We start from the raw sequence: 14,716 nt of genomic DNA, 5'->3' as shown, positions 1-14,716 counted from the left end.
ATCATGAAAGATGCTTTCAACCGTGACTAAAACAGTTTCGGAACTCTCCACAATGAAACTCATTGATATTTATTGTTTATATAAATATGAGAAGAATACCAATAAGAACAAACAGACTTTCCATTCCAACAAAGTCTTCCAGATACTTTAATACAAAAAACTTGATTGCGGAGAAATTTTTTCTAAAACGGATAATATATTCATACCCCCCCCCCCTTCTCTCTTATATAGATATATCATCCGACTTTTTCAACAAAACGTGAGCTTATTTTTCCAGTTTGTGAGAGGAATTTGTTCATTAGCTGATGCATTAAAGATGGATTTTTCAGTTAATAGCTTTATAGTTTCCTTTTGAATTAATATTTAGTATTTTTATGTAAATCATATTTTTTATAAATTATTGTCAATTTTATAAGTTTGTAGCATACGGAGATTATTTTCTTTAACATCCTTTCTTACTAAACATTGCTCAAAATTGAGGTGTCCTAAGCCTTTAATTGCAATAGCTCTTTGCAACCCCAAATTATATAAAACTTTACCATCTTCGATAGTCAAATTAATAGTTGTATAATTTCCTTTATGATTATAACAACCAATAGCTAACAATCCCCATAATACTTTAATTTGACCAACATGCGCCATCAGATTATTAACAGAAAGTAACTCTAATACACATTCCAGATCTAAATATTTCATATTAATTCTCCTTAATATCAATATAACTTTCAAAGGTAACATCTTTTAATGTAAAATTAGTATTTTTTTGTGCAAAATTTGCTTCCATTTCTTTCTTGATAGCTGATAAATCAGGATAAAATTTTGTATCTATCTGTCTGAGAATAAAACGCGAATAACGATATTTTTCCCAAATTTCATCAACTTCATGTGATGCTGTTAAAGTCAGTAATTTTTTAAGGTCTTTTTCCTTCACAATTTGTGTATTTAAATATGTTAACATCCCATCTATCAAATTACGAATACTCCTCAATAAATCCAAACTACAAACATGAACAGCTAAATCCAAACACCATATATAATACCGTTCTTCCTGATTGGAAAAAGTTACAATAAAATGAAACTTAGGTAACTGAAAAATTTCTTTTGCTTCGATAGAGAAGTCTCCTATCCCCATTACATCGAGCTTTCCCATAAAAAGATCAACAAATCCTATAGACATATTTCTCTCCTTATTTTTTTCAATGGCCTCCCAACAGAGTTTTTGCCTTATCCACAACTGCCCAAACCGAAACACCATATTTTTCTTTCAATTCTGTTGATTTACCTGATTCCGTAAACGTATCAGGAACACCTACAATACCCACAGGAAAACAACGGGATGCAAAATATTCCGCAATAGCGCTCCCTAAGCCACCAATCACACTATGATTTTCTAATGTAATAACAGCTTTAACCTGCTCAGGAAGCTGATCCAGATGCTGTATATCTAAAGGTTTCAATGATCGCACATGGATCAATTGAACCCCAATGCCCTGTCGACTTAACTCTTCAACACTATCAAGTGCCTGTTCTAAGGTTGAGCCATCAAACAACAATGCAATATCATTACCGGTCGAAGTAATAAGTTTATTAGAAATATCAAAATTACTATCTTCTTCATCGCGATAAATCAAAGGTACAGGTTCCCTAGAAACTCGAATATAATACATACCATTATGCCATGCAGCATAACGCAGAGCAGCTCTGACATCATTTTCATCGCACGGTAGAAGAATATGCATATTAGGTACACAGCGCATCAAAGCCATATCTTGTGTTGCCTGATGACTAGCTCCATCAGGACCAGCATCCAAACCAGGATGAGTAGCCGCAATTTTAATATTCAAACGTGCATAAGCAGCCTGCCTAATTTGAGTCCAAACAGTACCAGTCGCAAAAATAGCAAAATTAACATAAAATGGAATGAAACCTTCCAATGCCAATCCAGAAGCTGCACTTAATGAGCTTTGTTCGCCAATTCCCAATTCCCAAAAATGATTTGGTGCTGTCTTATGAAAATCCAGAGCAGAAGTTGACGAACCTAAATCATTATCGATAACAATAATATTTTTTTGTTCTTTATAAATACCAGCCAGTGTGCTGCCGATAACTGCTCGAGGAGCTGTTTTTCCATGAATTTGAACCATTATTTTCTCCTTACTAACTCAATTCAGCTAAGGCTTTCTGATAAGATGCGCCATTCAGTGTTATTGAGTGGCTATCCGGATTATTTTCGAAAAGTGACACTCCTTTTCCTTTTATGGTATGCGCAATAAACACTACAGGTTTTTCATACGTTTGGGAGAGTCCTTCAAATGCATCGAAAATCTGCTGCATATCATTGCCGTCTTTGATAATACGGGCATCCCAACCAAAAGCTGAAAATTTATCCTGCAAAGATCCTAAATTAATTACCTCATCCACCGGATCATGTGATGACAACTTATTACAATCGATAATAGCTACAAGATTATCAAGTTTGAAGTGAGCTGCTTGCTGAGCGGTTTCCCAGATTTGACCCTCGTGAAGCTCAGCATCTCCGCATAACGCAAATACTTTATGAGTGTTGCCAGTCAGTTTACGGCCATAAGCCATCCCCATCGCAACAGCCAAACCTTGGCCAAGAAGCCCTGTATTCATTTCCATTTCAGGAATTTTATTAATGTCCGGATGCCCTTGAAGCCGTGAATTTAATTGTTTAAGGGTACAAAATTCGTCCTCTTTGACACAGCCGTAACTGTAAAGAATAGCATAAGCCATTACAGCTACGTGACCTTTCGATAATATCAAACGTGAACGTCCGGGAGCATTTAGATCAGAAATAAACATAGCATAGACAGCAACAGCTAAATCCATTGCTGAAAATGATCCCCCTAAATGTGCCACAATATTACTTTGATGCATCATTTCTATCAAAATCCTACGTGCTTGTTTAGCCTTTTTTTCGAGTTCTGTAACAGAAATTTTAGCCATTTTCTTCCTCTGTTTCAAAATATTTACTATATAAAGAATTATAATATATTGTATAAAAATGTAAAACAAATGTCAATAATTAAAAAAAATATCTAATGTTTTACAAATATCGGCAAAAAACAATTACATTAAAATAGATTTACTTTTATTTTACTATATAAAATGAATTTTGCAAGCATGTTAGTTTAATGATAGAAAAAATTATAAAACTTTCTGGAATAATATAATAAAATAAATTGGAATTTTTTGTTGTAGTTTATAAAATATCATTCAGGGATATTGTTTATAAATTATATGTTCCTAAAAATTGAAGTTGGTATATTTTTTATTATCTACGACAAAATAGCAAATCTTAAATTACAGATTTGCTATTTTGTTTATTTGCCCGAGACAGGAGTTGAACCTGCACATCCGTTACAGATACAAGATTCTGAATCTTGCGTGTCTACCAATTCCACCACTCGGACTTCTTTTCATATTCTAAAGCAATTAAGAGATTTTTTCAAGAATTTTAGCTAAAATATTCCTAGAAATGAAAAAATATACTATAATTGAAAAAAAATAGAGGTCCTTATGATTCCAGAGCTTTACAACTCCGCCACACGAAAAATAGAACCACTTCCTCAAAAACAGACATTTAATATTTACTCCTGTGGCCCTACCGTCTACGATTTTGCGCACATAGGAAATCTTAGAACTTTTCTTTTTGAAGACCTCTTGATACGCAGTTTAAAATTTCTTGGTTATTCAGTCAACCACGTCAGGAATATTACTGATGTTGATGACAAAATTATTGAACGTGGCTACCAAAAAAAACTAGAGTGCCAAAAAATCACAGACCTTTTTAGCAAACATTTTTTTGAAGATCTAGAAACTCTTAACTTTGATCAGTCCAGCACAACCTATCTCAAAGCAACCAACTACATCCCACAAACGATTGTATTAATCCAACAGTTGATTAATCGAGGGGTTGCCTACGATAGCGAGGATGGAGTATACTTCCAAACAAAAGCCTTTCCAAAATACGGAGATTTTCCAGGATTAGATTTAAAACACATTAAAACAGGAGCTTCTGGCAGCGAAGAATTTCTCGATAAGCAAAATTTAGATGACTTTGTCTTATGGAAAAAACACAAACCTGAAGATGGTGAAATTTTCTGGGAGAGCCCTTGGGGCAAAGGACGTCCGGGTTGGCATACAGAATGTGCAGCAATAGCAACAAACACCTTTCCCGAAGGTCTTGATATTCATACAGGTGGCATTGATCTCTTGTTTCCGCACCATACCAACGAAAAAGCACAGTACGAATGCTTATCCAATAACACGATGGCAAAAATCTGGCTTCATACCACTCATTTGTTGGTAGACAATAAAAAAATGAGCAAAAGTTCCGGTACTTTTTATACGCTTAAGGATCTACTCAGCAAGGGATTTTCGGCGCGTGCGGTACGTTTTTATTTACTGACAGGAGCACATTACCGTACACCTTTGAATTTTACTCTCGAAGGTCTGGCCGCAGCTGAACAATCGCTTAAGCGACTAGACAATTTTATTCATGAATTTTCAGCCAAAGATGCTCCTGATCCTCAACTTAAGATTCGTTTTACAACAGCACTCATGAAAGATTTTAATATTTCAGCTGCTATGTCGGAAATTTTTGAATTAGTAAACGATTTTTTTCAAAGAAAAAATTTTCCTGTTCAAACAATATCCGATTTAAAAGAAATCAATAATATATTAGGATTTCTGAGATTCGATAACAGTGAAACATTAACACCTGAAGAAAAGCTTCTATTTGATATGCGAATAGAAGCTAGAGATACTAAAAATTGGATTGAATCTGATCGTTTACGTGACGAATTACTTAATTTAGGAATCGAAGTACGGGATTCAAAAGAAGGAACTTCATGGCGGCGCCTTTAATTTTAACAATTCGTAACAACTAGAGAGAATGTATCCGTTCATAAAAATTCTTTATAGAGTCTGCAATAGCTCGATAATTTTGAGTTTCTAACAGTTCTTTCTGAAAAATAGAACCTTTCACACCCACTGCAGCAATACCAATACGAAGCAATTGCAAAGAAGTATACAACGTTAATCCACCTGTCAACATAAGTTTGATATTTGGCATATGCTCTAGCAGTGAACTGACCGAACGTAAAGGGGCTTGACTGGCCGGAAATAGTTGAATTAGCTCGGTACCTGTTGTTTGGGCCTGATAAATTTCTGTAGGAGTCAATCCAGAAATAATTGCAGGAATTTGATATAAAGATGAAACAGTTAAAATTTCTTTAGCCATCACAGAGCTGACAATAAACTTAGCACCACCGCGAATTGCTAGTTCTGCATCTTCCGAAGAGTATAAAAATCCAGCACCTAATTGAAGCTCTGGATATCGAAGCGACCATTCTCCCAAAAGTGAAGCGGATTCCAAATGGTTTTTAGACCGAAAATTTACTTGCAACACTGGTACTCCTTGATTCAACATCACATCAAATAACGCAAAAGGATTTTTAAGACTGTCTAAATCTATGATAGGTAAAAACTTAAGATTTAAAATAGTTTCAATAGGACTCATGATATTCTCCAAAAATTGATATTTGGTTTTTTTGATAAAATATTTTATACTTTATAAGAAAGAAAATTTTGGAAGCCGCCATGAAAAAAAATCAGCTCTTCGACGACATTAAAATCATCTCCAATAACAAAAAAGCTTATCACGACTATGAAGTTCTGGAAAAATACGAAGCCGGCATAGTCCTCAAAGGAACTGAAATAAAATCGGTACGTGAAGGCAGAGTCAATCTAAAGGAAAGTTATGTTTTAGTCCGAAACGGTTCCGCTAAAATTCTCGGTATGAATATTAGCATATATAAATTCGGCAACTTAAATAATCATAATCCTTTACGGGAACGCACTCTCTTGATGCACAAAAAAGAAATTATCAAACTGGAACAACATTCCGCACAAGGTGGACTAACCATCATTCCCCTTTCAATGTATATCAAAGGACGATTAGCGAAATTGTCTATCGGATTATGTAAAGGCAAAAAACTTTACGACAAGCGTGAAAAACTAAAAGCAACAACTGTCAATCGTGAGATCCAAAGAGCCCTTAAAAACGCTCGACATTAAAATTATTACTTTCGCATACCGAACAACTTGGATCATCAGGCAGCAGCTGGACATGACAACCAAAAACCTCACGCATGACGCTTTTTGGCAAATCATGCGTTGAACCAATATATTTAAATTCATTCATGAGCAATGCAATTCTGTCGGCAGATCCAGCAATCGCCCCAATATCATGAGAAATAATAATAATTCCCATATCTTTTTCCGAACGCAGTGTTGAAAGCAAATGGTAAAAGCGGTCGATAGAAGTGAAATCCAATGCAGTAGAAGGTTCGTCCATAAACAAAAGCTGCGGCTTGCTGGATAAAGCTAAAGCAATCAGTGCCCGCTGCCGCTGCCCACCCGATAAATCGCGGAACATAGAATATTTTTTATCTTGCAGATTGACTTTAAGCAGTGCTTCCTCCGCCTGAGCATGTTCTTCAGGCGTGAGCTTTTCGAACCAAATTTTTCTAGCTTTAAAACCTTGAGTCACAATATCATATACGGTCAAAGGCAATAAAAGATTAGTATTATGATGCTGAGGTAAATAAGCAATTTTTCCTGCATAATGCTTGATAGCACGTTTGGGAGGCATTCCTCCAATTAATATACTACCGCTATCCGGACAAAGAAACCCCAAAATCGTTTGCAATAAAGTTGTTTTACCGCTACCGTTTGGTCCGATAATGGCTAAAATTTCAGGATATTCCAATGAAAAATTAATATTCTTCAACACAGGTTCTGTATGATAACGCACAAATAAATTCTTAACTTCAAGTGTTAGCATAATCCTTCACTCCCGGAGCGCATTTTTTATTTTGCTACATATATCTTTTTTATCTGGTATATCAAAAATTAATATTTTCCGCTTTGATTTCAACCCTGAAACAATATGAATAGATTTTTTGGGACAAGAAAGAAGATTTGAAAAATAATCTATTACGGCCTTATTAGCTTGACCATCAACAGGAGAAGCCGTGATTTTGAGTTTTAACCCTTGATTTTCGCGGATTAAAACCGTACGCGAAGACTTCGGCACAACAGTTAATTCCAGTTTCATTATATCAACGCAATACCAGATTCGCAAGAATCCTTACTAAAAATTCCAAAAGATTAAGAAAAATCATCATGTAAAACGGAGAAAAATCAATAATACCAATTCTAAGTGGGGGTAAAACTCTCAGCAATGAAAAGTATACCGGTTCAATGAGAGCATCGATAAACCGAAAGAGAAAAAAGGAACGATCTACAGGAATCCATGTTGATAAAATCCAAATAAAAAACACAATATTATAGCAGTATATCAAGAAAAATAAAAACTGAAATATTTGCACCATACAGCGAACTCCTTGCAGATTTTATCGGTAATAGCAATTAATAACTTAATTTTTAGTGAATAGTATCTGCCCTAAACGCACCATGGTTGAACCTTCAAGGATTGCCCATTCAAAATCACGACTCATACCCATAGACAACTCTAATTTAGGTAAAGAGTATTCTCGAATTATCTTTTCTCCTATCTGACGCAGAATCGCAAATGCATGACGGGTTTGAAATTCGTTCGCATCTAAAGCCCCAATAGTCATCAATCCAGAGAAAACTCTGCATTTTTAGAATTCAAAAAAATTTCAACCATCTCGCCCAGCTGGGCAAGAGAACGAAGACCATGTTTAGCATCATCTTGAGCCGTATTAATTTGAATAAAAAACTTCTTTTTAACCAATAATTGATCAACTTTAGTACAGAGCCGTTGCGCCTGCTTCAACGACTCAACAGTTTGGATCACATCAAATAGTTTCAATGTATTATTTTCTTTATTTTGCTGGAGGGGTCCAATTAAATGTTTCACAAATAAACGAGGCTCAAGTTGAGGAAATTTTTCGCGCGCTTCTTGAACTCGATTCTCACCAATATTAACAATACCTTGATCAATAAGTTTAGCTGTCTCTTCAGGAGAATGGTTCTTAGTGACCCCGAGAACCGTCACTGTATCATAACGCCCTGCTACAGCAAGAGCATGATCAATACGTTCAAAAACGGCTTCAAATGGCATGTTTCAATGCTTCCTCTTTACGTTTAAGAGACTGTAGTTCCCTTAAAAACAAAAACACAGTAATAATTCCCATAAGTATGTTGGTATAAGAAAACGAATACCAAACACCTTTAAGACCCATAATTTTAGGAAGAACCACTTGAAATACTAGCGAAAACACCGGATAAATCAACAACAAAAAATAAGATTCCTTAGCATGACCCATAGCTTGAAACGCTTCAGCTACTACTGTAAAAAATGCCCAACCACAAAAAGAAAATCCAATTATTTGCATAATTTCGCGACAAAGTGCGATAACATTGATATTACTTGTGAACAAGCGAAACAAAGGCGTCGGTGCCCACAAAAACAGCAGTGTAATAATAACAGAAATTTTGAAGGCAAGGCCTGTCATTTCAAGAACAATATCCCGCACCCGCTGATAACTATTAGCTCCGTAATTAAGGCCAATTAACGGCTGGCCTCCAATTGATATACTAACAATCAACATAGCAGTCAATGGCAAAATACGATTAACGATCCCAAAGGCTGATAGTGCATTGACACCGTAAGGGCTGATATTCTTAACGGCAACAGCCATTGTGAAAGAAACTAATAATAACCGCATTCCCGAAGGTGTCCCAATAACAAGAATATCTTTTAAAACTGTCGGACGGAATTGATGCAGTCGAAAACGAGTATGATAGACTTCGGAAACTTTTCTCAACGCAGCCACAAAAACAATAATTTGTGAGATCGCTGTTGCAAAGGCAGCACCTTTAACACCCCAAGAAAACTCCATAATAAACAAAGCATCTAAGAAAATATTAAGGACTGCTCCTAATAAAGTCAGACAAGTAGACATCATGACTAAACCTCGACTTCTCAGTATGCTGAGAAGAAGATTATTAACAGGGAGCACAAATCCTGTCCATAAAATGATACTGCCATAATCACGAGAATATTGCAAAATCTCATTGGTTGAGCCTATTGCGCGTAAAAAATCATCCAATCGCAACAGCAAAGCAAAACAAATAATACTATTTATAATCAGAGATGACCAAAATGCATGTACAGCAACATCAACAGCATGGCTATCATTACCAGAACCCAGAGCACGTGAAATAACCGATGCAGCACCAACACTGAAAAATAAAGCGGTAGCAATAAAAAAGAATTGTATTGAATTGATCACGGAAAGTGCTGCTAATGCTTGATTGCCGACAAAATGTCCGATAAAAATAGAATCAACCGTATTATAAAGCGCTTCGATAGTACCAGCAATCATAGACGGCACCGAAAGCCCTAATAACACTTTAGGAATATTGTCATCATGAAGAAATTTTTTTGTATCCGACATGAATTCTCCTATTTTTGAAGTTTGGCTCTAAGGAGAGGCAACTGTATTCTCAGCATGATAACCGCAAGTGTAAAATTGATGAAATCTGCGATAGGAAGTGTCATCCAAATACCCTTCAAGCCAAACCACATAGGCAGCGCCAGGAATCCGATAATATGAACCAGCGGCCTAGAAACCGATAAAAATAATGCAGCTTTGGGATGACCTGTTGACTGCATCATGCCAACAATAATCATTTGACAACCAAACAAAAAGAACAACGAACCCATAATCCGAGAGGCCCGTCGCGAATAATCAATGGTTTGAAGATCGTTCGTGAACATTTGGAACAAGCCCGCTGGAGCCAAAACAAAAACAATGGAGCCTATTAGTGCAATAACTGTTGAAACGCTGATTGAAACTGTTAATGCTTTGACTATTCTGTCATAACGTTTTGCGCCAAAATTAAATGAAATAATCGGCTGGACACCCAAATTACAACCAAAAATCGGCATAAATGCTAAGTTGACAATACGGTTAACAATCCCATAAGCAGCAAGTGGTACAGTTCCATAACTCTGCAAAGCTCGGTTAGCAACAAAACTCATTAATGAAAAGGTACCCAATCGAAGTCCTGTCGGCAACCCAACCATAATAATCTGAGATATCAAAGAGCGATCTAAGGATGCATGTCGGAAATCCGAGCTCTTAATGGCATAATTTTTGAACATGAAATAAAATGAAAGTCCTAATACTACAATCTGTGAAAGCACTGTTGCAACAGCTGCTCCTTTGACACCCCAACAGAATCGAATAATAAATAGAGCATCCAGACCTATATTAATTAGTGCTCCTGCAGAAATTAAAATCATTGATAAATTAGCCAATCCTTTTGCACGCAGTACGCCAGACATCAGTGCGTTAACAGATGGTACAAAGCCTGTCCATAAGATTATGCCAGCATAATCTCGAGTATGTGATAAAAAACTTTGTGCTGAACCTAAAAATAACAACATTTGGTCCAGAAAAAAAAGCATCGACCAAGATAAAATCAAACTAAGCCCAAAACTTAAACTTAGCCCGTAGATCAAAACAATATTGACCATTTGATAATTTTTAGCACCAAGAGCCTGCGAAATCAATACCCCTGTACCAACACTCATCATTGCACCGACGGCTACCTGAAGCATTTGAATAGGATTATTGACCGTCAACGCTGCTATTGCCTCGCTGCCAACGTAATGACCCACAAAAATTGAGTCCACTGTATTATACAGTGCTTCCATCAAACTTCCGACCATCATTGGAAACGATAGTTTCATTAGAAGTTCAAAAATATTATCACTATCTAAAATAGCATTTTTATTGTGAGATTTACTCATAAGTTCCTCTTTTACAAGTCTTGCAATGCATGCTGTTTACGGGTTAGGAGTTTGAACTCCTTATTCATAATGACAGCCGTAAGCAGTGAATTAGTGATGTCGGTGATTGTAAACGTATACCAAACTCCTGCCATTCCAATAAATTTTGGAAGAATGTTCATTGTAAGCACCATAATAATAGGACGTGCAAGAGATAAAATAAACGCTTCCTTAGGATGTCCAATCGCCTGTAGAGCTCCGGAAGAGATAATTTGGTAACCGTACATAAAAAAAGTCAGACCGACAGCAAAAGAAATCTTTTCAGCATAGGTAATAATTTCAGGAGAATCCGTAAAAAGCCGGAATAAAAATACAGGTGTCATAACTAGCAGTATCGACGGAATCAAACCAACAATAGTACCAGCAACAATACCTTTTTTAATAATTTGTTTGACTTTTGAATAATGCCGAGCTCCGTAATTGTAACCTATCATCGGCTGAAGGCCGAGATTGGATCCAAAAATAGGTTGATACGCCAAATGCATCATTCTATTTACAATGCCAAATGCCGCAACAGCTTCCGCACCGTAAGGTGAAAGCTGCCTATTTGCAGTGAGGTTCATAAGAGCAAAAATGCCGCTGCGCAAAAAAGCAGGCCCACCAATCAACAAAATCTCTCCAAAAAGCCGAATACTTAAGTTTTTACAATTTAAAGAATTAAACTTTAATTGATATTCAGAAATTACCATATTCAAGGCAAGAATTGTCACTAACATTTGCGCACAGATTGTGGCCCAGGCTGCTCCAGATACACCCCAACCAAATATAATAATAAAAAGAGCATCCAGAAAAATATTCGTTAAAGCTCCACAAAGCATTAAAATCATAACTTTTTTGGATAATCCTTTTGCACGAAGTGAGCCACCTAAAATGCTATTCAATGGTAGGATAAAACCTCCCCACAAAATTACACTTCCATATTCTCGCGAATAACTAAGAACTTCTTCAGATGATCCGATAGTTCGTAAGATATTATCTAAAAACATTAACATTAGCCAAGACATAGATAAAGTGGTTAAAAATCCTATAACAATGCCTGTAATGAGTGTTTTTTCGACTTTAGCATGATTTCTAGTTCCGAGTGCCCGCGAAATAATAGACGCAATACCTACAGAAAACAACGCACCAACAGCTAATAGACCTACTTGTATTGTATTATTTACTGCCAAGGCTGCCAAAGCCTTGCTTCCGACAAAATTCCCAACAAAAATAGAATCTACTAAGTTATAAAGAGCATCAAAAAATCCGCTGACCATCATCGGAACTGATAAAATAATCATTGATTTGATAATATTATCGGATGCCAGCAATTTTTCAGAATCGGAGGACATGTTCACCTCTCAGGGAAATCCTATAAAACCAAGAACTTGATTACTTAGATTGAGTCAAAAGATATACTTTACCCATCGCAAAATTACCCCAAGATGATAACGGAAAACGGTCTAACATTTCTTGATATGCTTCAACCGCACCTTCAATATCATTGAGAATTTCTTTATTACGTGCCACAGAAATTAAAACATAATCACTCAAATAATTTTTTTTATCTGTTTTGAGAGCGCTTTCATAACTGCCAATAGCTTTGGCAAACTGCCCTTTTTTTTCGTAACTGATGCCCTCTGCTATATAAACCACCGCTCCCCAAAAATCAGGATGCTTTTTCTTAACCTCATCCAGATAGCCATCAACATCATATTGCAATTGGTTCGTGCCTTGTAAAGGTTTAAGGATCGGCTCATCGGAAATGCGTATCAAAATTAGAGCAGCTCTCGCTCCTGCAACCGTTCCTGCATAATCCAATGTAAGTGTATCAACTGTTTCAAGAGCACGCTGATAAACTTTTTCAACCGTAACCGTATGCTCATCGCCGGGAGTATGGACATGATTAGGTTGTTGAACATCCTGTATTACAGCAGAAATATTTTGCCATGCCTCATCGAAAAGGTCTGCCGCTTCATCTTCCTTATTTTTATGAGACTGATAAACATACCCCGCTGCAATCGAAGCTGCTAAAATAGCTCCTAAAACGCTCAATACTATTATTCGTTTTCTTATTAACGCGTCCATTAGAGCGTTGATATCAAAGCCTTTCATAGATGCCTCTTATTTCCCTGATTTTTTGACAGAATCTAGCGCAGCTCCTAAAATATCGCCCAATGTCGGATTTACAGTTTGCGGATTCATATGTTTTGCTATATCCTGCTGTTCCTGAACTTTCTCAGCCTCTTTAACACTCAGCTCAATACGATTCTGATCAACATTAACACGCCGAACAGCAGCTTTAAGTGTATTACCTTCTTTATACAGAGATCGTGGATCATTGACATGTTCTCTCGATAACTGCGATACGTGAATAAAAGCTTCAAGACCACCTTCAACTTTAACAGTCACGCCATCCTGTGAAACACCAAGCACTGTCCCAGAAACTATAGCGCCGTTAGGATGATTATCGGCAAAATTTTGATATGGATTTGCCGAAAGCTGTTTAATACCTAGTTGTAACCGTTCTTTAGAGGAATCAATATGCAGAACTGTTGCCGTTACAGGATCGCCTTTTTTGAAGCGCTCTGTAAGATCAAGATCTGTGTTGATCCAGTCAATATTTTCTTTACGGATAAGACCTTGAATGCCGTCATCAAAGGCAACAAATATCCCAAAATCAGTAATTGAAGTGACAATACCTTCATGTTTAGTTCCAACAGCATATTTTTGAGCTGCAGAATGCCAAGGATTTTCTAATAAATCACGCAGTGAAACAACTATTTTTCTTGTATCAAGCTGTATTTCTTTGATTTTTACTTCGATGCGGTCACCCAAATTAAGTAGGCGCTTAGGGTCGGAAACACGCGATGTCCAGCTCATTTCGCTAACAGGAAGTAGCATTTCAACACCCTTATCATCTTCAACAATGACAAGATTCCGCGCAAAACGCACTGTTTTTGCAGGTACATTATCACCAATACGGTGTTCTGCAACAAAAACATCAAACGGATCTGGAACAACTGCTTTACGGGATACTTTAACAGACCGTTTTTGAGGGTCGATGCTTTGTACTGCCACTTCAAGAATGTCACCTGGCTTAAGGACATCCTGCAAATTTCTAACATACTTCCAATCAAATTCTGTGACATGCATAAACATATTCACACCTTCAGCAGTAAGCAAGGCAAATGCTTCTTCGACACTTTGTACTTTAGCAGAAATTTTATCACCGGGATTGTAACCAGAGCTGAAACTGTCAAATGATTCTCTTTGTGAAATGTAACGAGCTTTACGTTCGGAGACAACAATACGAGAACCTTGACGATCTCGTTTAATATCAAGCACCAAAACAGCAAATTCTTTTCCTATAAGATCTTGCGGATTCTGAACAGAGCGGACATGCGATATCGGTAAAAATGCTCTTACACCTCCGATGGATACTTCATAACCAACAAGCTGGCTATCCTTGCTAACTAAAACCTCAACTATAGCTTGTAGCAGAGAATTATCCTTAAGGGCTTGACGAATATTTTCCATAGCCTGCATTTGCATAGCTTTTTTCATCGAAACATAAGGAACACCGTCTTTATCCCCTGTGAATGCAACCATTACAGTATCGCCAGGAGACAAATCATTAACCGTCTCAGACTCTGGAAGTATTACTTCCGTTTTACCGCTGCCACTGAGAAAATATTCGGCATCACCTTTGCTTATGACAGTCCCGGAAAACAAACCTCGTAAATTCACCTCAACCGATTTATCCTCATTCATTGCCTGGAGGAAAATATCGTCTTGTATACTCATCGCCAAACCCCGCTACATAATTTTCAATCATTTTCAAATCACTCTAATTAT

Annotated in this window: 17 protein-coding genes and 1 tRNA gene; 2 read left to right on the top strand and 16 right to left on the bottom strand. The window is 36.7% G+C overall.

The window, feature by feature from the left end; genetic code table 11:
• Positions 1–390: 390 nt before the first annotated feature.
• The 5 genes from BM018_RS02455 to BM018_RS02435 form a co-directional block, all read right to left on the bottom strand.
• On the bottom strand, positions 391–696 hold the full coding sequence (locus tag BM018_RS02455) for a hypothetical protein (protein WP_092318167.1): 306 nt from the start codon (positions 694–696) through the stop codon (positions 391–393).
• A 1-nt stretch (position 697) separates the two neighbouring features.
• Positions 698–1,177 (bottom strand): hypothetical protein, encoded by a 480-nt coding sequence (locus BM018_RS02450; protein WP_092318164.1) that lies wholly within the window; start codon positions 1,175–1,177, stop codon positions 698–700.
• Positions 1,178–1,196: 19 nt separating this feature from the next.
• Entirely contained in the window at positions 1,197–2,144 is a 948-nt protein-coding gene (locus BM018_RS02445; protein WP_092318161.1) for a transketolase family protein, read from the bottom strand.
• Between the two features lie 13 nt (positions 2,145–2,157).
• A complete protein-coding gene (locus BM018_RS02440) occupies positions 2,158–2,988 on the bottom strand; it encodes a transketolase (protein WP_268750997.1) in 831 nt (276 codons plus the stop codon).
• A gap of 364 nt (positions 2,989–3,352) precedes the next feature.
• Positions 3,353–3,437 (bottom strand) — tRNA-Leu (locus tag BM018_RS02435).
• A gap of 106 nt (positions 3,438–3,543) precedes the next feature.
• Between BM018_RS02435 and cysS the strand changes: the two genes are divergently transcribed.
• Positions 3,544–4,893: a cysteine--tRNA ligase gene (gene cysS / locus BM018_RS02430; protein ID WP_092318155.1), complete on the top strand. Its 1,350-nt coding sequence runs from the start codon at positions 3,544–3,546 to the stop codon at positions 4,891–4,893.
• 19 nt (positions 4,894–4,912) lie between these two features.
• Here the strand turns inward: cysS and BM018_RS02425 are convergent, their stop codons facing one another.
• Positions 4,913–5,548 (bottom strand): bifunctional 4-hydroxy-2-oxoglutarate aldolase/2-dehydro-3-deoxy-phosphogluconate aldolase, encoded by a 636-nt coding sequence (locus BM018_RS02425; protein ID WP_092318152.1) that lies wholly within the window; start codon positions 5,546–5,548, stop codon positions 4,913–4,915.
• An 80-nt stretch (positions 5,549–5,628) separates the two neighbouring features.
• Between BM018_RS02425 and smpB the strand changes: the two genes are divergently transcribed.
• Positions 5,629–6,105, top strand: a complete 477-nt coding sequence (gene smpB, locus BM018_RS02420; RefSeq protein WP_092318149.1) for an SsrA-binding protein SmpB — start codon at positions 5,629–5,631, stop codon at positions 6,103–6,105.
• Here smpB and BM018_RS02415 read toward each other — a convergent pair.
• Genes BM018_RS02415 through BM018_RS02370 form a run of 10 tightly spaced genes read right to left on the bottom strand, consistent with a single transcriptional unit; the run spans position 6,086 to position 14,665 of the window.
• Positions 6,086–6,874 (bottom strand): metal ABC transporter ATP-binding protein, encoded by a 789-nt coding sequence (locus tag BM018_RS02415; RefSeq protein ID WP_092318146.1) that lies wholly within the window; start codon positions 6,872–6,874, stop codon positions 6,086–6,088. The genes smpB and BM018_RS02415 overlap by 20 nt on opposite strands.
• A 6-nt stretch (positions 6,875–6,880) precedes the next feature.
• A complete protein-coding gene (locus BM018_RS02410) occupies positions 6,881–7,147 on the bottom strand; it encodes a DUF167 domain-containing protein (protein WP_092318143.1) in 267 nt (88 codons plus the stop codon).
• 4 nt (positions 7,148–7,151) lie between these two features.
• Positions 7,152–7,424, bottom strand: a complete 273-nt coding sequence (locus tag BM018_RS02405; protein ID WP_092318140.1) for a YggT family protein — start codon at positions 7,422–7,424, stop codon at positions 7,152–7,154.
• A gap of 45 nt (positions 7,425–7,469) precedes the next feature.
• Complete coding sequence (locus BM018_RS08120) at positions 7,470–7,673, bottom strand: type III PLP-dependent enzyme domain-containing protein (protein ID WP_092318137.1); 204 nt, start codon at positions 7,671–7,673, stop codon at positions 7,470–7,472.
• Positions 7,673–8,140, bottom strand: coding sequence for an alanine racemase (locus tag BM018_RS02395; RefSeq protein WP_092318134.1), 468 nt, complete (start codon positions 8,138–8,140; stop codon positions 7,673–7,675). The genes BM018_RS08120 and BM018_RS02395 overlap by 1 nt, the downstream gene beginning before the upstream one ends.
• A complete protein-coding gene (locus tag BM018_RS02390) occupies positions 8,130–9,479 on the bottom strand; it encodes an MATE family efflux transporter (protein WP_092318131.1) in 1,350 nt (449 codons plus the stop codon). Before BM018_RS02390 ends, BM018_RS02395 begins: the two co-directional genes overlap by 11 nt.
• A gap of 8 nt (positions 9,480–9,487) precedes the next feature.
• Positions 9,488–10,840, bottom strand: coding sequence for an MATE family efflux transporter (locus tag BM018_RS02385; protein WP_092318128.1), 1,353 nt, complete (start codon positions 10,838–10,840; stop codon positions 9,488–9,490).
• 11 nt (positions 10,841–10,851) lie between these two features.
• Positions 10,852–12,210: an MATE family efflux transporter gene (locus tag BM018_RS02380; RefSeq protein WP_092318125.1), complete on the bottom strand. Its 1,359-nt coding sequence runs from the start codon at positions 12,208–12,210 to the stop codon at positions 10,852–10,854.
• 40 nt (positions 12,211–12,250) lie between these two features.
• Positions 12,251–12,973: a tetratricopeptide repeat protein gene (locus tag BM018_RS02375; RefSeq protein WP_092318121.1), complete on the bottom strand. Its 723-nt coding sequence runs from the start codon at positions 12,971–12,973 to the stop codon at positions 12,251–12,253.
• Positions 12,974–12,982: 9 nt separating this feature from the next.
• Positions 12,983–14,665 carry a S1 RNA-binding domain-containing protein gene (locus tag BM018_RS02370; RefSeq protein ID WP_092318118.1) on the bottom strand — a complete coding sequence of 561 codons (1,683 nt, stop codon included), beginning with the start codon at positions 14,663–14,665 and terminating at the stop codon, positions 12,983–12,985.
• Positions 14,666–14,716 lie beyond the last annotated feature (51 nt).

Source organism: Brevinema andersonii, assembly GCF_900112165.1.
In the GTDB taxonomy this organism is placed as follows: Bacteria; Spirochaetota; Brevinematia; order Brevinematales; family Brevinemataceae; genus Brevinema; species Brevinema andersonii.
Note: the sequence above shows the minus strand (reverse complement) of the source record. Positions and strands in the feature narration are given on the sequence as shown.